This is a genomic window from Caballeronia sp. GACF4 (assembly GCF_023631025.1).
Taxonomy (GTDB): domain Bacteria; phylum Pseudomonadota; class Gammaproteobacteria; order Burkholderiales; family Burkholderiaceae; genus Caballeronia.
Map to the genome: position 1 here is coordinate 321,861 of NZ_JALQDW010000007.1, position 19,166 is coordinate 341,026.

Sequence of the window (19,166 nt, forward strand, 5' to 3'; positions counted from 1 at the left end):
CCATACAGACTGGAGACGCAAGGGTTTGCGCTCACCGATTGGTTGGGCAAAAAAAACGGCCCAGCGGGTTGCACCCGACTGGACCATTCGCACTACCCGAACAACCGTCCTGCTAATCCGCCTTCTTCGCGTTCTTGAGCTTCGCATCCGCAGCCGCTTCGTTCGCTTCCGACTGCGCTTCGGTTTTCTTCTTGTCGGCCTTGGCCTGAGCGACGGCCGCGTCCTTGTTGGCCTCGGCCTGCTTTTTCGATGCCTTCTTGTCCGCGCTGCTCGGCTGCTGATCGCTCGTCGTCTGCGCGAACGAAACCACTGAGACGCTCGCAAGCGTCCCGGCAATCACGGCGGCCAACACTGCATTCTTCGATCGAGTCATGGTGTGTCCTCCCTTTCTCAAGCCTCATGAAGCGCGCGCCACGGCACTGCGGCGCGCGTCCAACGCATCGAAATCAATGCTGCAAGCCCGTGTCCTTCGGCGTGTTGGATTCCGTCGCGTTCAACTCATCCTTGGCGGCGTCCTTATCCGCCTTGCGATTGATCTTCGCGTTACGCACCTGCTCCTTGTACTGCGCCTTCGCCTGCTTGTTCGCGGCCTTCAGGTCGGCCTGCGAAGCCTTCTTCGATGCCTTGTACTCCGCGTTCGCCTCGGCGTTCGCGTTGCGGCGCTGGACCAGCGGATCGGTCGGCGCAGGCGCGACGAGATTTTGCGGCGCAGGTGTCGCCGGTTGTGCCGGCACGGCGTCCGTGGTTTGGGCGAAAGCGCCCGAAGCGGCGGTCAGGGCAGCGAATGCGGTGCCGATCATCAGATTTCGAGTCTTAATCATGAGCGAGGTCCTCTCTTGGTTTAAGCGTCGGCGGCCATGAACTGCGATGACGCACGACTTTTGTCGATTGGAAAGATGACCGAAGCTGTATCGATCAAACTATCGGACTCGGCGATGCGCGTCCAAGTTCGACGAACCGAGTCGTTGTTACCGACCGTTTCATCTGGCTACAATTGCCATCGTGCCTGCCTTCAACACGATGACAGCGCGCGCCGAAGTCCGTCATGCACCAGCACGGCGCGTGCCCAGCTATTGAGGGCGGCTACTGGTTTATCATTGACGCCTTCGCCCCGAATCCATCTCGAATCCACCTCGAATCAACCCGAGTAATCTCCGCGCCCGTCATGCCACCGCTTCAATTCACCCTTACGGGCGACTACGTCGAACTTCATAACCTGCTCAAGCTGATGGGGCTCGCCGACAGCGGCGGCTCCGCGAAAGCGCGCGTTGCCATGGGCGATGTCCGCGTCGACGGCAAAGTCGAGATGCGCAAGACCTGCAAGATTCGCGCGGGTCAGGTCGTCGCGCTCGATGGTCAGAAGATCCAAGTCCGCGCGCCGGAATAAACCGTCGCCACGAATGGCCGCTCAAGACATGCAATCCCATTTCACGCGCGCGGCGGCGCATCCGCCGAGTTTTTCGCGCCATGCCGTCGATACGGCGCGGCTCGCGGCGCCGCTCGCCATCGCGCAACTCTCGCAAATGGCGATGGGCGTCACCGACACCATCCTGCTCGGCTCGTTAGGCCCCGATGCGCTCGCTGCCGGCGGCCTGGGCGCGAACGTGTTCTTCGTGATCGTGACGCTGCTGCAGGGCGTGCTTACGTCCGTCAGCGTATCGGTGGCGCATGCGCGTGGCGCGAACGCCGAACATCAGGTGCCGGGCATCTACTGGACGGGGCTCGTGTTGTCGGTGCTGCTTGCGGTGCCCGCGTTCGTGCTCCTGAGCTACGCCGAGGCGATTCTCCTCGCGTTCCATGAACCGGCTACGCTCGCCCGGAATGTCGGTGAGTATTGCGCCGTGCTGCGCTGGGGCACGCCGGGCAGCCTCATCGGCATTGGATTGATGCGCGCGTTTCTGCCGGCTATCGGCGCGGCGCGCAGGCTTTTGTGGGTGTCGATCGGCGGTGTGTTCGTCAACGGTTTCCTCAACTACGGGCTGATTCACGGCGCCTGGGGCCTGCCGCGCGAAGGGTTTCTCGGTTCGGCTGCGGCGACCACGATCACCATTTGGGGCATTGCGCTCGCGCTCGTCGCGCTGTTGCATCTGCGGCCGCGCTATCGTCATTTCGTCGTCGCGGCGCGTCCGCGCATGCCGCTCATGGGCGAACTCTTCGGCATCGGCTGGCCGGTCGCCATCACGTATGGCGTCGAATCCACGCTGTTTCTCGCCACCGGCCTCATGGTCGGCTTGCTTGGCGAAGCGCCGCTCGCCGCGCACCAAATCGCGATCAACGTGGCGTCGGTGGCCTTCATGGTGCCGCTTGCCATCGGACAGGCGGCGAACGTGCGCGTGAGCTATTGGGTCGGCGCGGGCGTGCCGCTCGCGGCGCGTCATGCGGGCTTCGTCGCGCTCGCGCTCGGCGTCGGCTTCATGGTGCTGTCGGGACTCGTGCTGATTACCGTGCCGCGCGCGATCGTCGGGCTGTATCTGCATCTCGGCAATCCGAAAAACGCGCAGACGGTTGCGCTCGCGGCCTCGCTGCTGGGTGTCGCCGCCGTGTTCCAGATCGTCGATGGCATGCAGACGGTCGGTTCCGGCTGCCTGCGCGGCCTCAAGGACACTCGCGTGCCGATGCTCGCCGCCGCGTTCGGTTACTGGGGCGTCGGTTTTCCGACGGGTTATGTGCTCGCGTTCCACTTCGAACTGGGCGCGAAGGGCTTGTGGTGGGGCCTCGCGGCGGGGCTTGCGAGCGTCGCCATGCTGATGACGCTGCGTTTTCATCGAATCAGCCGGCGGATGGTCGAGACGGGAAGCGTGAAGGTTGCGGATGGCGCGACCGCGCCGGTTCACGGCCCGACCTGAGCGCGTAGTTCGAGCAAATAAGCATCACAACCGCTTTCCCACATACATAGCACGAATCCTTGGTTGGAGAGACCAGCAGGCATTGTTAGGATGAACCCGTCTCCTCCTTGAGACTCCAGTGACAGGGGTTCAAGCCCGCTCCACCCGAGCGGGCTTTTTTTCGTCCGCGCTCCGGCGCCGATACGCGGGTTCGCATACTGCCTTTCCGGGCGAATCGTCCAATTTCCCATAGAATATTTTCGAGACCAGCACCGGCGAGAACGGTAATTGCTACGTCGCGAAACCGAGCATCGGCATCGTCATGAATGCCGGGCCGTATCGAGACCACGAAAAAGAGGAATGACAGTGTCGCGAAACCGGGGAATGGATGAAGCTGCCATCGGTGCAAGTGCAAGTGCAAGTGCAAATGCAAGAACGAGCAGCACGAGGAAGATTTCGAGTCGCACCGCGCGCCTCTTCGCAACGCTTGCACTAACGGCACTTTGCGCCGCTTGCGCGACACGCCCGCCCGCCACGGCGTTCGATCGCCCGGTGAGCCAGGCATTGCCGGCCAGCGAAAGCACGCCGCTCGGCGACGCGCTCGCGCCGCTCGAACGCAAGCACCCGGACCAGTCCGCCGTGCGTCTCCTGCCAAGCGGCACGGAAGCGCTGCAGGCGCGCATTGCGCTCGCGCGCGCGGCGACGAAAACGCTCGACATGCAGTACTACATCGCCGAGGAAGACAACACCGGCAAGCTGCTGCTCGCCGCCGCGCTCTACGTGGCGGACCACGGCGTGCGCGTGCGCATGCTCGTCGACGACCTGAACTTCAAGGACATCGACCGCATCATGGCGGCGCTGAACACGCATCAGAACATCGAGATTCGCGTGTTCAACCCATACGGCAGCGCGCGCGAGAGCTTCACCGAACGCACGCAGAACTTCTTCTCCAATGTCGATGGCTTCACGCGCCGCATGCATAACAAGGCGATGATCGCGGATAACCAGATCGCCATCGTCGGCGGCCGCAATCTCGGCGACGAATACTTCAGCGCGAGTCCGACGCTGCAGTTCCGCGATCTCGATGTCTTCACCGCCGGACCCATCGCGCAAAAAGTCTCCGCGAGTTTCGACGACTACTGGAACAGCGCGCTGTCGTATCCGCTGCGCGTGTTGAACAAGCAGAAATTCGACGCGTCCGAGCTAGACAAGACGCGCGACGATCTGCGCGCACACTGGCGCGCGCAAGCCGAACCGCTCAATGCCAAGCCGCTGAACGCGACGCCGCTCGCGCAGCAGATCGCGCAGGAAGATCTGGAACTCGTGTGGGCAGAGACCGAGTTCTGGGCCGATTCGCCGTCGAAGATCGAGAACCCGAGCGAGGACTACAAGAGTCCGCCGATGGCGCGTCTCGCCGACCTGCTGAAGAGCGCGCAAAGCGAATTCCTGATTCTGTCGCCCTACTTCGTGCCGCACGATGCAGGCGTGAAGGCGCTCGCCGATGTCACGCGGCGCCACGTGCGCGTCGCCGTGCTGACCAACTCCCTCGCCGCCACCGATGCCGTCGCGGTCCAGGCGGGCTACGCGCCGTATCGCATTCCTCTGCTGCAAAACGGCGTCGAACTGTACGAATTCAAGCCGATTCAGATTCAGGGCGAAGGCCGTCCGCGCGCCGGGCTGTTCGGCTCGCAATCGCGCGCGAGTCTGCATGCAAAGGCGTATGTCATCGATCGGAGTATCCTCGTGATCGGCTCGATGAATCTCGATCCGCGCTCGGCGCTGCTCAACACCGAACTCGCGCTCGTGATCCATAGCCAGCCTATCGCCGATCAGACCGCGAAGCTGTTCGATCGAGGCATCACGCCCGAGGTGAGCTATCGCGTGGAACTGGCGAGCGCGGCGGTCATTGCGAGTCTGCAGCGCACCGGTTCGCCGCAATCCGGCCTCGTCTGGACGACGAAGGGCAAGGACGGCATGGTCACCTATAACTTCGATCCCGAAGCGGGCTTGTATCGAAACGTGATGACGGGCCTCTTCATGCTGCTGCCAGTCGACAAGCAGTTGTGAAGCGGGCGGCTCGCATCGGCACCGAATCTGACTCTCGTAAGGAGCTTCAAGCAATGACACAGAACGCAAAGGGCGATGTACGCATGGAGAAGGACACGTTCGGCGAGATTGCCGTGCCGAACGACAAGCTTTGGGGCGCGCAAACGCAGCGCTCCTTGCAGAACTTCAAGATATCGACTGAAAAGCAGTCGCCCGAGCTGATCACGGCGCTCGCTATCGTCAAGCACGCAGCCGCCGACGTGAACGAAGAGCTGAAGGTGCTCGACGCCAAGAAAGCCAAGGCGATCAAGGAAGCCGCGCAGGAGATCATCGACGGCAAGCATCCGGACGAGTTTCCGCTCGCCGTGTGGCAGACGGGCTCCGGCACGCAGACCAACATGAATCTCAACGAGGTGATCGCGAATCGCGCAAGCGAGCTGCTCGGCGGTGAGCGCGGCGAAGAGCGCCTCGTGCATCCGAACGACGACGTGAATCGCGGACAGTCGTCCAACGACGTATTTCCGACGGCCATGCATGTCGCCGCCGCATTTGCCATCGTCAAGCATCTCGTGCCGGCGCTCAAGACGCTGCGCGACACGCTCGACAAAAAATCGAAGGCCTTCGCGGATATCGTGAAAATTGGCCGCACGCACTTGCAGGACGCAACGCCGCTCACGCTCGGCCAGGAATTCTCAGGCTATGTCGCGCAACTCGATCAGGGCATTCGTCACGTCGAGGCAACCTTGCCGCATCTGTATCAGCTTGCGCAAGGCGGCACGGCCGTCGGCACGGGGCTCAATGCGCATCCGCAGTTCGCGGTGAAGGTCGCGGCGGCCATCGGCAAGCTGACCGGCCTGCCGTTCGAAACCGCGCCCAACAAATTCGAAGTGATGGCCGCCGCCGATGCGCTCGTCGCCGCGCACGGCGCGTTGAAGACGGTCGCCGCCGGGCTCATGAAGATTGCCAACGACATCCGCTGGCTCGCGAGCGGTCCGCGCTGCGGCCTGGGCGAACTTTCGATTCCGGAAAACGAGCCGGGCAGCTCGATCATGCCGGGCAAGGTCAATCCCACGCAGTCCGAAGCCGTGACCATGCTCTGTTGTCAGGTTTTCGGCAACGACGTGGCGGTGAACTTTGGCGGCGCGAGCGGCAACTTCGAACTGAACGTGTTCCGGCCGATGATCGCGCATAACGTGCTGCAGTCCGTGCGTCTGCTCGCGGATGGCGCGCTCAGTTTCAACGACAACTGCGCGGTCGGTATCGAGCCGAACGAGAAGCGTATCGAGAGTCTCCTGAACGAATCGCTGATGCTCGTGACGGCGCTCAATCCGCATATCGGCTACGACAAAGCCGCGCAGATCGCAAAGAAGGCGCACAAGGAAGGCACGACGCTGAAGGAATCGGCGCTGGCGCTCGGACACGTGACCGAGCAGCAGTTCAATGAATGGGTCAAGCCGCAGGACATGGTCGGCAACAAGTAGCTTGTCGATCGATCACGAAGCCCGCGTGCGCATGCGCGGGCTTCACCGGTCAATGCGCTTCAAACCTTCCCCGCCGCGACCTCTTCCGGCTTCAGTTCGACGATAGCGTCGAGCGCATCTTTCACGTCCATCGCATAGCGCGCGAGACGCTTCTCTTCGTCCGATTCCGGCACGAACGCGGGCACGGGCGTCGGTTGACCTTTTTCATCGACGGCGACGAAGACCATCAGGCAATCGGTGGTCTGTTCGAGCTCGCCGACTTTCGGATCGCCCGCGTGCACGGAGATGTGGATATGCATGCTGGTGCGCCCGGTCGCCACCACGCGCGCGCGTAGTTCCACGAGATTGCCGACGAGAATCGGCCTGCGAAAGCGGATATTGCCGACGCTCACCGTTACGGCATACCGCCCGGACCACATCGCCGCGCATGCGTACGCGGTTTCGTCGATCCACTTCATCAACGCGCCGCCGTGCACCTTGCCGCCGAAGTTCACCGAAGTCGGTTCGGCGAGAAAACGAAACGTGGTTTCGGCGCGGCCCGCGCGAAGGGCGCCGGGTTCGGCGGGAGCGAAAGTGGAAATGGGCGTATTCATGGGCGTTCCGTTTTATCGAAGTTGCACGCGCTCTTCAAGGCGCATACGCCCAATTATAGGGTCGGCAAAAAGCTCGGCTAATTGTGCACGGTCACGCCTTCGTCGATGGTGCCGTACATCGTGATGCTGCCGCCGCCCGCGCCCGCCGAAGAAGGCCCGCCCGCGCATCCGGCGACAAGCGCGATCAATCCGGCGACGACGGTGACTGTGATGAATCTGATCATGCGAACTCCTTGCTGCCGCGAATACCGATACGAAGGGCTATTCTAGCGCCGGCTGCGGATGCATCGACGTTTCACCGGGCAGTGAAACATCGCGTGCGATTGCGCGCTAGAGTATCTGAAACGGTTCCGGAGAAGCGCCATGAACTCAAGCCCCGAAGACTCTCGTTCCCGCCACTTTCCCGGCCTTTCGCGCATTGGGGCGTTGCTCGCCGATCCGGGCCGCGCGGCCATGCTTTGGTCGCTGATGGACGGCACCGCGCGCCCCGCCGGCGAACTCACGATGATCGCGGGACTCTCGCCTTCGGCGGCGAGCGGACATCTCACGCGTCTGACCGAAGGCGGGTTGCTGGCGCTGGAAGTGAGCGGGCGGCATCGCTATTACCGGATCGCGACCGCCGATATCGCCGCCGCGATCGAAGCGCTCGCCAATCTCGCGCGCGCGAGCGCGCCGGAGCGCGAGCCGCAGCGGCCGCCGAGCGCGGTGCCACTCGACATGCGCTACGCGCGCACGTGCTACGACCATCTGGCGGGCGAACTGGCGGTGCGTGTCTTCGATACGATGATCGCTCGCGACTGGCTCGCCGCAGACGGCGCCACCGAACTCGAAGCCACGAAAGACGGCGCGCAGGCCTTCGCGCAACTGGGTATCGACCTGACGGCACAGCGGGCGCGCCGCAGACGTTTTGCGTGTACGTGCATCGACTGGAGCGAGCGGCGGCCGCACTTAGGCGGCGCGCTTGGCGCGGCGTTTCTCGACGCTTGCGAAGCGCATGGCTGGATCGAACCGACATCGAAACGCCGTGTGCTGCGCGTAACGCCCTCAGGACAGCAACACTTCCAACAATTTCTGTCGATGCGCTGAGCCAAACAAAAACGCACGGTTTTGAGCCGTGCGTCTTTGCGTCCTGCATGAGAAAGCGATAATCAAACCGCCATCGGCGCCTTCAAAGCTTCATGGTGTTTATAACCTTCGAGCGCAAAGTCTTTCGGCTCGATTTGTTCCAGCCATTCCGGTTCATAGCGTTTCGTGACAGCGTAATCCGGCACGCGATCCGAAATGATGAGCTGGGGACTCGGAAAAGGCTCGCGCTTCAATTGCTCGTTCAGCATATCGAGTTGATTCTCGTAAATATGCGCGTCACCGATGAAATACGTGAACCAGCGCGGCTTGAAACCGGTCAGCCGTCCGACGAGATGCAGCAGCGCCGCGCCTTCGGTCAGATTGAACGGCGTGCCGAGCCCGACATCGTTACTGCGGATATAAAGACACAGCGAAATCTCGCGCGTCGTTACGTTCGGGATGAATTGATACAGCAGATGACACGCGGGCAAAGCAATCTCGTCGAGCTTGGCCGGATTCCACGCATGAAAAAGAATGCGCCGGTCGGTGGGACGCTCGATAATCGTATCGAGACATTGCCTCAACTGGTCGATCGCCTTATACAGCAGCACCTGCTCGCGGCCGTTTTCGACGAAGCTCGTCACCAATTGATAGCCGCGATTGGTGGCGTCGGCGATCTGGTCGCCCGCGCAGGCATCCACGAGCTTGTAGGCGGGCCATTTACGCCATTGCACGCCATACACGTCGCCGAGATCGTCCTCGCCCTGGCGATACGGATTCTCGAGCCACTGCGGATTTTCATTGGCGTTCGCGTCCCAGACCTTGCAACCGAGCGCGCGGAAGTCAGCGGCGCTCTTCGAGGCACGCAGAAAGCCGACCATTTCGCCGATCGCCGACTTGAACGCGAGCTTCTTCGTCGTAACGGCAGGGAAGCCTTGTTGCAAGTCGAAGCGCAACATCGCGCCCGGAATGCCGATAGTGCGGATGCCCGTGCGGTTTTCCTGCCACGTACCGGTATCGAGAATCGTCTGGACGAGCTCGAGATACTGTTTCATTCGATGATCCTTGGAGGCGCGACGCGCCTGAGCGAATGCCGGCGCAAAGAAGCAATTTTACCAAGCGCAGCGCGCGGACGCTCTTCGTGACACAAAAGAAACGGGCGCTTGAAGCGCCCGTTCGAATGTCCTGCCAAGCCTGAGCCTTAGCCGCGCGTGGCGTGCTCCGGCGGCGCATCCACCTCGATATGGCGCATGCCATGCGCACTCAGCAACCGATACAGCGTGACGCGCGAGATGCCGAGTTCGTGCGCGGCATCGCCAAGACGCCCGCGATGACGCAGCAATGCGAGTTCGATGGCTTGACGTTCCGCCGCCTCGCGCGCTTGCGCAAGCGACACCGGCGCCACTTCGACGTATTCGCCCAATTCGAGATCGCGCGCGGTGATCTGCCGCCCTTCCGACATGACGATGGCACGCCGCACGCGGTTGATGAGCTCGCGCACGTTGCCCGGCCAGCCGTAGTTGTGGATCGCGGCGATGGCGCACGGCGAAAAGCCGCGCAGACGCCGGCTTGCGTCCTTCTTGAAGCGATCGAGCATGTGCTTCGCGAGCAATTCGATGTCTTTACCGCGCGCACGCAGCGGCGGCTCGTCGATCTGCAACACGCACAGGCGGTGATACAAGTCGGCGCGAAAACGCCCTTCGATCATCGCGGTTTGCATATCGACGTGAGTCGCCGAGATGATGCGGACATCGACGGGCGTCGAACCGTGACCGCCCAGACGCTCCACCTTGCGCTCCTGCAGGAAGCGCAACAGGCTCGCTTGGCTTTCGAGCGGCAGATCGCCGATTTCATCGAGGAACAGCGTGCCGCCGTTGGCCGCTTCAACGCGCCCGATCTTGCGCTGATTTGCGCCCGTGAATGCACCGCGCTCGTAGCCGAACAGCTCCGATTGCAGGAGATGCGCAGGAATCGCGCCGCAGTTGATGGCCACAAACGGTTGATCGCGACGCGCGGAGCGCTCGTGAATGGCAACCGCCGTCAGTTCCTTGCCCGTGCCCGATTCGCCCGAGATGAACACGGGCGCGTCCGTCATGGCGACTTTGCGGATGGAGCGAAACAGCGCCAGCATGGCGTCGCACGATCCGACCATTTCGCCTTCGGCGCGGCCCTCGCTGCGCGAATCGTTCGATGCCGCGTCATGCAGCGCGACCATGCCGTAGGCGTGTCCCACGGAATCGACGATGCGATCGTTCGAAGTCGGCATCGTGACGTAGTCGAAACAATAGTCGCGAATCAGCCGGCGCACGGCGGCGTCTTCCAGTTGTCCGGAAACGGTGGCGGCGACCCAGCCGACGTTCGTCATGGTCAACGACGACTCGAACGCCGCCAATTCGTGAGACTCGAAGTGACTCGACAAGTCCAGCAGACCACCGATTGCCATATCGCTACGCAGGGCTTTCTTCGTGTCGCGCGCGCTCGCCACGATTTCGATTTGCCAGCCGCGTTCTTCGAAGCGCGCGCATAGCATCTCGCTGGGATCGCGAGTCACATAGATAAGTTGCCGCCGAGCGACGTCCATTATTCAGATCCTTTCTTCAACATTCGTTGAAAAGGTCGCGTAGTTCAGGCTCTCGCTGCATGCAGGAATCAATGTCCTCGCGCTGTGTGGCGAGCGGACTCGCGTTTCGATTCGTTGCCTCCGGGAACGACGCATCTGGCGCCGTGAACCCTTCCACGAATCCCTATTGACCGATTCTGCGCCATTTTCGAGAGACTACTATAACCCATAAACCCCGCAAACAAATATCGTCAAGGCCCATTGGACTGGTCACAAAACCCTGACAGGACGGGGTTGGCAAGAATTTCTCAATGAATTATTAAAAGCAAATGAGACGTTTTAATAAGACAAAATCTTATACCTGATTCACAGGAAATTCATGTTTTTCTCCCTTCGCGTTTCACGTGTGAAACGTTTTCGTCCATTCGGCCACGATGATTTTCTGCCGTTTTCATCATGATCTTTGCACGGTAACGGATTGCGACTGTTGGCATGTATCTGGCTATATTCGACGCATGCGGACAGGTAAGAAATGCAAGCCGCATTTCGTTTCGTCAGCAGATTTTCAGCCTGGTCGCATCTCAACTCGATATACCAGCCGCCTGACTGTTTTATTCCCGAAACACTTCCGGGAATACTTACTCGGATATGTCGCCACGATGGCCTTCGATCATTCTTTACCGGATTGCGCGCCGACTTCCCGTTCGTCGGACGAAGACGAGCGACGCGCCTTGTCGTGGACAAATGCGCGGGATGCAGCGAACACGAGCGACGCCGAATCGCACCAAGGGCAGTCTTCGAACTACGGCGTGAGCGTCACGCTATGGGACGAGTTCACGCCCGAGCGGCCGGGCTTCGATCGGACCAAAGGCTGAGTCGAGGCAAGACAGCGGCGGGCGTCGGTTAAAATCGCGGCACGGTCGCGCCTCCTGCGCGCCTCACTCCTGCACGACTTTCCGACTACATGACGACGCTGACTCTAATCGTCGCCCGCGCGCGCAATGGCGTGATCGGACGCGACAACGACCTGCCCTGGCGCCTCCCCGAGGATCTCGCTTTCTTCAAGCGCACGACGATGGGCGCGCCGATCATCATGGGACGCAAGACGCATGAATCGATTGGCCGGCCGTTGCCCGGGCGGCGGAATATCGTCGTGTCGCGCGACGCCACGCGTCGCTATACCGGCTGCGATACCGTCACGAGCTTGGCCGATGCCCTCTCGCTCGCCGCCGCCGACCACGCAAGCGAGGCCTTCGTGATCGGCGGCGCGCAGTTGTACGGCGACGCCATCGCGCAGGCGGACAAGCTGATCGTCACCGAGATCGATGCCGATTTCGAAGGCAACACGCATTTTCCGGCGCCGGACGCCGCGCACTGGCAGGAAGTCGCGCGCGATCCGCGGCGCGCCGCGCCACCGAACGCGTTCGACTTCGCGTTCGTCACGTATCGACGCCGGGCGGACGCATGAACGAAGGCCCCGGATAGCTCGCGCCATCCGGGGCCTTTTTCTTAAACCACGTCTGAGTTTTACTGCCCCGCGATGGTCATCCGTTCGATCAGCACCGAGCCGATTTCCTTCGTGCCGCGCACGACCGTATCCGCGCCGATCGCCTCGATGTGGCGGAACATTTCCTGAAGCGTGCTCGCGACCGTGATTTCCTCGACCGCGTGCTGAATCTCACCGTTCTCCACCCAAAAGCCCGACGCACCGCGCGAATAGTCGCCCGTCACGTAGTTCACGCCCTGCCCCATCAGTTCGGTAAGCAAAAGGCCGGTGTCGAGCTTCTTCAGCATGGCCTCGAAGTCGTCTTCCGGCTTCGTATTCGAGCTTGTCATCGTCAAATTATGCGAGCCGCCCGCGTTGCCGGTGGTCTTCATGCCGAGCTTGCGCGCCGAATACGTGGACAGGAAATAGCCCTGCACGACGCCGTCATCCACCACATTACGACGTTCGGTGCGCACGCCTTCCTCGTCGAACGGCGCGCTGCCCATGCCGCCCTTCACGTGCGGATCTTCGACGATCTGAACGTGCGGCGCGAACACCGGCTTGCCGAGGCTGTCGACGAGAAACGTCGTCTTGCGATACAACGCCCCGCCGCTCACCGCTTGCACGAACGAGCCGAGGATGCCCGCAGCCAGCGGCGCTTCGAACAACACGCGGCACTTGCGCGTGTCGAGGCTCTTCGCGTTCAGACGCGCGAGCGCGCGTTCGGCGGCGTAGCGTCCGACGGCTTCCGGTGCGGCGAGTTCGGTGGCATTGCGGCGCGACGTGTACCAGTCGTCGCGCTGCATGTCGCGTCCGCTCGCGGCAATGGGCGCGCACGCGATGTAATGCCGCGAGTACGGATAGCCCGCGAGGAAGCCGCGCGAGGTCGCGAGCACGAACTGCGAATGCTGCGCCGATACGCTCGCGCCCTCGGAATTGGTCACGCGCTTATCCACCGCGAACGCGGCGGCTTCGGCGCGGCGTGCGAGCTCGGCGGCCTCTTCGGCGTCGATGACCCACGGATGATAAAGATCGAGGTCCTGAGGCGACTTCTCCAGCAAGTCTTCTTCCGCAAGCCCGGCGGCGCTGTCTTCCGCCGTGAAACGCGCGATGTTGTAGGCGGCCGCAACCGTATCGCGCAGTGCTTCGCGCGTGAAGTCCGCGGTGCTCGCATTGCCGCGCTTCTTGCCGATGAAGACGGTCACGCCCACCATCTTGTCCCGGTTGTGCTCGATGGTCTCGACTTCGCCGCGCCGCACGCTTACCGAGAGGCCATCGCCTTCGGAGATTTCGGTGGCGGCATCGGTCGCGCCGAGTTCCTTCGCGTGACGCAGGATGTCGGAGGCAATCTCCTTGAGTTCGTCTTGCGTATGCGGGAAAAAGCGTTGCTTGACGTCCATGTCTGCTGCCATTTTGTGTGTGCCTTAGGAGGTCGGGGGCGCCGCGCGCCCGCGCGTGTCGTTGCAAGAGGATTCCCGCTTTCGTCCGGCCTTTCGATGAAGCAGACGGCGGGGTCGATTCGATCGACGCATGCTGCGATCATAGCAAGGACCGCGCACCCGCACCGCATGCACGATGCATCGCGCTTGGCGTGCGCGAGCCGAGCGCTGCGACGCGCAAGCTACAATATCGCCATGAACCGTAAAACCCGCATTCAACCGATCGAAGCCGAGCCGGAAGTCGACGAAAACGGCTACGATCGCCCGAGCAAATCCCAGCTCAAGCGCGACATGCACGCGCTGCAGGAACTGGGCGAGGCGCTGATCGCGCTGCCGAAAGACGCGCTCAAGCGCATGCCCATGCCTGAGAAGCTGAACGACGCCGTGCGCGAAGCGCGTCGTATCACCGATCACGAAGGCAAGCGCCGTCAGGTGCAATACGTCGGGCGCGTCATGCGCACGCTGCTCGAAGACGAAGTCGCCGCGCTGCGCACCGCGCTCGACACGCATCGCGGCGTGAACAAGGCAGAGACCGCGCGCCTGCATTGGATCGAACGCTCGCGCGACAAGCTGCTCGCAAATGACGCCGCGCTGACCGATTTCATCCGCGAGCATCCAGGTGTGGACGCGCAGGAAGGCCGCACGCTGATCCGCAATACGCGCAAGGAGCGCGAGCTGCAAAAGCCGCCGCGCTATTACCGCGAATTGTTCCAGTGGATCAAGAACGCAGCGGGCGTGGAGCAGGAAGACGAGAGCGACAGCGACGAGGAAAACCGTGACGACGACGAAGCGTAATCATCCGGACGAGTTGCTCGTCGGACTCGTTTCGATCAGCGATCGCGCCTCGCAAGGCGTGTACGAGGACAAAGGCGTGCCGTCGCTCGAAGCATGGCTCGGAGAAGCGCTGAGCTCACCCTGGCGCGCGCAAACGCGGCTGATTCACGACGATGCCGCCACCATCTCGGCCACGCTCATCGAACTGGTCGACACACACGGTTGCGATCTCGTGCTGACCACGGGCGGCACCGGTCCCTCGCGCCGCGACGTGACGCCGGAAGCGACGCTCGCCGTCGCCACCAAGCCGATGCCAGGCTTTGGCGAACAGATGCGCCAAATTAGCCTGAACTTCGTGCCGACCGCCATTCTCTCGCGTCAGGTTGCCGTGATTCGTGAGACGGAGGATCACGCCGCGCTCATCATCAATTTGCCGGGACAGCCGAAGTCGATCAGGGAAACGCTCGAAGGTCTGAAGGACGCCGACGGCAAGACGCGCGTGCCGGGCATCTTCGCGGCAGTGCCGTATTGCATCGATCTGATCGGCGGGCCTTACATCGAAACGAAGCCGGAAGCGGTTGCCGCGTTCCGGCCTAAGAGCGCCATTCGAAAGTCAGGCGCTTCCAAACCTCAAGCCTGAGCCGACGATGCCGACGCCGCGGGAATCAGGAAGTGCTCGCGGTAGTACTTGAGTTCGTCGATGGACTCGTGGATATCGGCGAGCGCCGTGTGCATCGCGCGCTTCTGAAAGCCCTTGTAGATGGCCGGCTGCCAGCGGCGGCACAGTTCCTTGAGCGTGCTCACGTCCAGATTGCGATAGTGAAAGAACGTCTCCAGTTCCGGCATCCAGCGCGCCATGAAGCGGCGGTCCTGGCAAATGGAATTGCCGCACATCGGCGACTTGCCGGGCGGCACGTACTGACCGAGGAATTCACGAATCTGACGCGTGGCTTCCGCTTCATCCACCGTCGATGCCTTCACGCGTTCCGTCAGCCCCGAGCGGCCATGCGTATTGCGATTCCACTCGTCCATGCGGCCAAGTGCTTCTTCCGACTGATGGATCGCAAACACCGGCCCTTCCACCAGCTTGTCGAGCGTCGAATTCGTCACGACCACCGCGATCTCGATGATGCGATCATTGTCGGGATCGAGCCCGGTCATCTCCATGTCGAGCCACACGAGATTCATGTCGCTGCGCGCGAGGACGGGTTCGGGTTGGTCGAGAGAATCGGTCATGGAAAGTACCTGGAAGAGGTTCGAGTAACGCTGATGTTAGTGTCTTGAGGCGCATGAAGCCCAGTCGCCGCGCGGGCTTTTCGGCAACCACGCGTTGTGGCAACGCGAGCACGGCCTAGAACCTATAATTCTCGCATAGTTCAATCGGAAGCCCTGCATGGCCAACCTCACACTCGCTTTTTCGACGATCTTCGTCGTCGCCCTCGTTGCGATGGTTTCAACGAAGCTCTGGCTGGCCTCGCGCCAGATTCGCTACGTCGCGGCGCATCGCAACGGCGTGCCGCCGCAGTTCACCGGCACGATCCCGTTGACGGCGCACCAGCGCGCGGCGGACTACACCGTCGAGCGCACGCGCCTCACGATGATCGAAGTCGTCACCAGCGCCATCGTGCTGGTCGCGCTGACCTTGCTCGGTGGCTTGCAGGCACTCGATATCGCCATTACGGAGTCGCTCGGGCGCGGCTATCTCGGACAGATCGCGCTGGTCGCGGCGGTCATCGCAATTACGAGTCTCATCGACCTGCCGTTCGACTATATCCGCCATTTCGTGATCGAGGAAAAGTTCGGCTTCAATCGTATGTCGAAGAAGCTGTTTTTTCTCGATCTCGTGAAGGGCACGGTGCTGGGCGCGATCATCGGTGCGCCGCTTCTGCTGCTCGTGCTCTGGATGATGGATCGCGCCGGCAGCTACTGGTGGCTCTACACGTGGATCGTCTGGGTTGCGTTCCAGTTGCTCGCGATGATCATCTATCCCACTTTCATCGCGCCGCTTTTCAACAAGTTCGAGCCGCTCAAGGATGAGGCGCTGCGGGCTCGTATTGAGAATCTGATGTCGCGCACCGGCTTTGCGGCAAAGGGCTTGTTCGTCATGGACGGCAGCCGCCGTTCCGCGCACGGCAACGCGTACTTCACGGGCTTCGGCGCGGCGAAGCGCATCGTCTTCTTCGATACCCTGCTTGCGCGCCTTTCCGGCAGCGAGATCGAAGCCGTGCTTGCGCACGAACTCGGCCACTTCAAGCGCCGTCACGTGCTCAAGCTGTTGGTCGTGATGTTCGCCATCAGCCTCGCCATGCTCGCGCTCCTCGGCTGGCTCGTGCAGACCGTGTGGTTCTACGAAGGCCTCGGCGTGCATCCGTCGCTCGTCGGCGGCAACAACGGACTTGCGCTCGTCCTGTTCATGCTCGTGCTGCCGGTGTTCATGTTCTTCATCACGCCGCTCGGCAGCCTGAGCTCGCGCAAACACGAATTCGAGGCCGATGCCTTCGCGGCCAGCCAGACCGATCCGAAGGATCTCGTCAACGCGCTCGTCAAACTGTACGAAGACAACGCGTCCACGCTCACGCCCGATCCGCTCTACACCGCGTTTTATTACTCGCATCCGCCCGCTTCGCAGCGCATCGACCGCTTGATGCAACACACCGCATGACGGCGCGTGGCGTGTCATCGGGCCGCGGCGCGCGTCAAGGCGGCGCGGCTTCCGCGGAGGCCCGACTGGAAGGCACCGTGATCGCCGCGCACGGCCGGCACTATCTCGTCGCGCCGCACGACGGCGGCGCGAAGCTGCAATGCTTCCCGCGCGGCAAAAAGAGCGAAGTCGCCGTCGGCGATCGCGTGATCTACGAGCAGTCTTCGGCGGATCAGGGCGTGATCGTCGAAATCGGCGAGCGGCGCAACCTGCTTTACCGGTCCGATCAGTTCAAGTCGAAGCTCTTCGCGGCGAACCTCGATCAACTGCTGATCGTGCTCGCCACCGAGCCGCATTTCAGCGAAGACCTGCTCGGGCGCGCGCTGATCGCCGCCGAGGCGCACGGGCTCGAAGCGCTCATCGTGCTCAACAAGATCGACGTGGAAAGCGCGTTGCCCCTGGCGCGCGAGCGACTTGCGCCCTATCGCGCGCTGGGCTACACGGTGATCGAACTGTCCGCGAAGATGGCGCCCGGCGAAGTGCATCCGCAACTGGATGAGCGCCTGAAAGATCGCTCGACGATCTTGCTCGGCCAGTCGGGCATGGGCAAATCGACGCTCGTGAATCTGCTCATCCCCGACGCCGACGCCGCCACGCGCGAGATTTCGTCGGCGCTCAACAGCGGCCGGCATACCACCACATTCACGCGTCTGTACGAATTGCCAGGCGGCGGCTCGCTCATCGATTCACCTGGCTTTCAGGAGTTCGGCCTGCATCACTTGTCCGAAGGTCAACTGGAACGCGCCTTCGCTGACTTCCGGCCGTATCTAGGGCATTGCCGCTTCTACAACTGCCATCATCTGCAGGAGCCGGGCTGCGCTGTACTCGCAGCGGTCGAAACCGGCAAAATCCGGCCGGCGCGGCATGCGCTTTATGCGCAGCTCGTCCACGAAGCAAGCCAGATCGTTCGATGAAACGGCTCACGCGCGCACCGAACCTCATCACGGCGCAACACTGGATGAACGTGCTCGCGACCGCAGGTGTGCCTTGCGAGTTACACAATCGGTATTTGAACGGCGCGCTGGGTGACATTCCGGCGGATCAATGCGCGCCGGAAATCTGGATCGTCGATGAACGCGACGAAGCGCTGGCCACTCGCCTTCTGGAGCGTGCAAAGCGCGGACCGGAAGCGAATGCCCGGCCCTGGCGATGCCGTCAGTGCGGCGAATGGCTCGAAGCGCAGTTCACCGTGTGCTGGCAGTGCCAGACGGACCGCGACCCGCTGGACGATTGATGCCTTGCTATGCCAGCCAGACGGCAATGGTCAGCATGAGCAGGATCAACATCCACAAGATCACCGCGCGCCACACTAAGCCAACCGCCGATTGGAGCGTGCGTGGCGTGCAGTCGTCACCGACGGGCAGCGGGCTTGCATCGCCCACGGCGAGCGCCTCGACGCTCAGCGGTTCGGCGAGCGGTCCTGCGAGACGCGCGCCCAACGCGCCGCTGCCGGCCGCGAGCAACACGCCTTCGTTCGGGTCCGGCCACTGACGCGCGTGATTGCGCCACGCGTAGATCGCATCCTCGAAATTGCCGACGATTGCGAAGCCGAGCGCGGTGAGCCGCGTAGGAATCCAGTCGATCACTAAAAACGCACGCTGCGCGAACGATGAGAACGCTGCGGTCCGCTCGGGATTCGGCTCCGTCCACGCACGCGCCAGATACTCGGCGATCCGATAAAACACCGCGCCAGCCGGCCCGATGGGAATCAGAAACCAGAAGAACACGCCGAACACATGCCGATGCGACGCGATTACCGCGTGCACGAGCGTGTGGCGCACGATCTCGCTTACCGGCATGTCGACGGTATCGAGACCGGTCCACTCCGTGAGCACCTCGCGGGCGCGCGGCACGTCGTCGTTATTGAGCGCGAGATGGATATCGGTGAAATAGTGGCTGAACTGACGAAAGCCGAGCGTGAAGTACACGATCACCACGTTCCAGAAAAACGCCAGAACGAAGTTGATCCGATACAACACGTAATAGATGAGTCCGACCACGAGCGTCCACGGCAACACCACCACCAGCCACGCAACGATGCCGTGCTTTTCCTTGCCCGCGTCGAAGCCATGGGCGGTGCTTTCCGCATGATACTGAAGCAACGCCGAGATCGGATTGTGCGGCGATAACGCACGCACCTGCTCGAGGATAAGAGCCAGCAATACAGAGAAAAAAGTCATGCGGTGCGCCGAAACG

The 19,166-nt window shown here is 62.1% G+C and carries 21 protein-coding genes; 12 read left to right on the plus strand and 9 right to left on the minus strand.

Features of this window, described 5'->3' with window-relative positions; all coding sequences use genetic code 11:
• Window positions 1-112 precede the first annotated feature (112 nt).
• Together NCR40_RS09695 and NCR40_RS09700 are read right to left on the minus strand one after the other, a co-directional pair.
• Window positions 113-373: a hypothetical protein gene (locus tag NCR40_RS09695; RefSeq protein WP_244825855.1), complete on the minus strand. Its 261-nt coding sequence runs from the start codon at window positions 371-373 to the stop codon at window positions 113-115.
• 73 nt (window positions 374-446) lie between these two features.
• Complete coding sequence (locus tag NCR40_RS09700) at window positions 447-821, minus strand: hypothetical protein (protein WP_244825857.1); 375 nt, start codon at window positions 819-821, stop codon at window positions 447-449.
• A gap of 344 nt (window positions 822-1,165) precedes the next feature.
• On the opposite strand from NCR40_RS09700, the gene NCR40_RS09705 reads away from it, so the two are divergent.
• The 4 genes from NCR40_RS09705 to fumC all read left to right on the plus strand — a co-directional run bounded on the left by NCR40_RS09705 (window position 1,166) and on the right by fumC (window position 6,352).
• Window positions 1,166-1,387 (plus strand): RNA-binding S4 domain-containing protein, encoded by a 222-nt coding sequence (locus tag NCR40_RS09705; RefSeq protein WP_244825859.1) that lies wholly within the window; start codon window positions 1,166-1,168, stop codon window positions 1,385-1,387.
• 28 nt (window positions 1,388-1,415) lie between these two features.
• Complete coding sequence (locus tag NCR40_RS09710; RefSeq protein ID WP_250509320.1) at window positions 1,416-2,846, plus strand: MATE family efflux transporter; 1,431 nt, start codon at window positions 1,416-1,418, stop codon at window positions 2,844-2,846.
• A 363-nt stretch (window positions 2,847-3,209) separates the two neighbouring features.
• Complete coding sequence (locus tag NCR40_RS09715) at window positions 3,210-4,892, plus strand: phospholipase D family protein (RefSeq protein ID WP_250509321.1); 1,683 nt, start codon at window positions 3,210-3,212, stop codon at window positions 4,890-4,892.
• 53 nt (window positions 4,893-4,945) lie between these two features.
• Window positions 4,946-6,352, plus strand: coding sequence for a class II fumarate hydratase (gene fumC / locus NCR40_RS09720; RefSeq protein WP_250509322.1), 1,407 nt, complete (start codon window positions 4,946-4,948; stop codon window positions 6,350-6,352).
• A 59-nt stretch (window positions 6,353-6,411) separates the two neighbouring features.
• Here the strand turns inward: fumC and NCR40_RS09725 are convergent, their stop codons facing one another.
• Entirely contained in the window at window positions 6,412-6,945 is a 534-nt protein-coding gene (locus tag NCR40_RS09725) for an acyl-CoA thioesterase (protein ID WP_250465286.1), read from the minus strand.
• A 77-nt stretch (window positions 6,946-7,022) separates the two neighbouring features.
• On the minus strand, window positions 7,023-7,169 hold the full coding sequence (locus tag NCR40_RS09730) for a hypothetical protein (protein WP_244825866.1): 147 nt from the start codon (window positions 7,167-7,169) through the stop codon (window positions 7,023-7,025).
• A 139-nt stretch (window positions 7,170-7,308) separates the two neighbouring features.
• Between NCR40_RS09730 and NCR40_RS09735 the strand changes: the two genes are divergently transcribed.
• Complete coding sequence (locus tag NCR40_RS09735) at window positions 7,309-8,031, plus strand: ArsR/SmtB family transcription factor (RefSeq protein WP_250509323.1); 723 nt, start codon at window positions 7,309-7,311, stop codon at window positions 8,029-8,031.
• Window positions 8,032-8,093: 62 nt separating this feature from the next.
• On the opposite strand, the gene NCR40_RS09740 is transcribed toward NCR40_RS09735, so the two are convergent.
• The gene (locus tag NCR40_RS09740; RefSeq protein ID WP_244825868.1) at window positions 8,094-9,065 is read right to left on the minus strand and encodes a thymidylate synthase; all 972 of its coding nucleotides are present in this window, start codon (window positions 9,063-9,065) and stop codon (window positions 8,094-8,096) included.
• A 146-nt stretch (window positions 9,066-9,211) separates the two neighbouring features.
• On the minus strand, window positions 9,212-10,591 hold the full coding sequence (locus tag NCR40_RS09745; protein WP_244825869.1) for a sigma-54 dependent transcriptional regulator: 1,380 nt from the start codon (window positions 10,589-10,591) through the stop codon (window positions 9,212-9,214).
• Window positions 10,592-11,301: 710 nt separating this feature from the next.
• Between NCR40_RS09745 and NCR40_RS09750 the strand changes: the two genes are divergently transcribed.
• Both NCR40_RS09750 and NCR40_RS09755 read left to right on the plus strand, forming a co-directional pair.
• Window positions 11,302-11,445, plus strand: coding sequence for a hypothetical protein (locus NCR40_RS09750; protein ID WP_250509324.1), 144 nt, complete (start codon window positions 11,302-11,304; stop codon window positions 11,443-11,445).
• Window positions 11,446-11,534: 89 nt separating this feature from the next.
• Entirely contained in the window at window positions 11,535-12,038 is a 504-nt protein-coding gene (locus tag NCR40_RS09755; protein ID WP_250509325.1) for a dihydrofolate reductase, read from the plus strand.
• Window positions 12,039-12,097: 59 nt separating this feature from the next.
• On the opposite strand, the gene pmbA is transcribed toward NCR40_RS09755, so the two are convergent.
• Window positions 12,098-13,468 carry a metalloprotease PmbA gene (gene pmbA / locus NCR40_RS09760; protein ID WP_250509326.1) on the minus strand — a complete coding sequence of 457 codons (1,371 nt, stop codon included), beginning with the start codon at window positions 13,466-13,468 and terminating at the stop codon, window positions 12,098-12,100.
• 222 nt (window positions 13,469-13,690) lie between these two features.
• On the opposite strand from pmbA, the gene yjgA reads away from it, so the two are divergent.
• Both yjgA and mog read left to right on the plus strand, forming a co-directional pair.
• Entirely contained in the window at window positions 13,691-14,290 is a 600-nt protein-coding gene (yjgA, locus tag NCR40_RS09765) for a ribosome biogenesis factor YjgA (RefSeq protein WP_250509327.1), read from the plus strand.
• A complete protein-coding gene (gene mog, locus NCR40_RS09770; RefSeq protein ID WP_244825874.1) occupies window positions 14,271-14,909 on the plus strand; it encodes a molybdopterin adenylyltransferase in 639 nt (212 codons plus the stop codon). The genes yjgA and mog overlap by 20 nt, the downstream gene beginning before the upstream one ends.
• Here the strand turns inward: mog and orn are convergent.
• Complete coding sequence (gene orn, locus NCR40_RS09775) at window positions 14,900-15,505, minus strand: oligoribonuclease (protein ID WP_250465290.1); 606 nt, start codon at window positions 15,503-15,505, stop codon at window positions 14,900-14,902. The genes mog and orn overlap by 10 nt on opposite strands.
• A gap of 157 nt (window positions 15,506-15,662) precedes the next feature.
• On the opposite strand from orn, the gene NCR40_RS09780 reads away from it, so the two are divergent.
• From NCR40_RS09780 to NCR40_RS09790, 3 genes are read left to right on the plus strand one after another with little or no spacing between them, the layout of a single operon-like run.
• Window positions 15,663-16,931: a M48 family metallopeptidase gene (locus NCR40_RS09780; RefSeq protein WP_244825878.1), complete on the plus strand. Its 1,269-nt coding sequence runs from the start codon at window positions 15,663-15,665 to the stop codon at window positions 16,929-16,931.
• Window positions 16,932-16,942: 11 nt separating this feature from the next.
• On the plus strand, window positions 16,943-17,884 hold the full coding sequence (gene rsgA, locus NCR40_RS09785) for a ribosome small subunit-dependent GTPase A (protein WP_250509328.1): 942 nt from the start codon (window positions 16,943-16,945) through the stop codon (window positions 17,882-17,884).
• The gene (locus tag NCR40_RS09790; protein WP_244825881.1) at window positions 17,881-18,204 is read left to right on the plus strand and encodes a putative signal transducing protein; all 324 of its coding nucleotides are present in this window, start codon (window positions 17,881-17,883) and stop codon (window positions 18,202-18,204) included. Before rsgA ends, NCR40_RS09790 begins: the two co-directional genes overlap by 4 nt.
• Window positions 18,205-18,211: 7 nt before the next feature.
• Here the strand turns inward: NCR40_RS09790 and NCR40_RS09795 are convergent, their stop codons facing one another.
• The gene (locus tag NCR40_RS09795) at window positions 18,212-19,150 is read right to left on the minus strand and encodes a CobD/CbiB family protein (protein WP_250509329.1); all 939 of its coding nucleotides are present in this window, start codon (window positions 19,148-19,150) and stop codon (window positions 18,212-18,214) included.
• Between the last annotated feature and the right edge of the window lie 16 nt (window positions 19,151-19,166).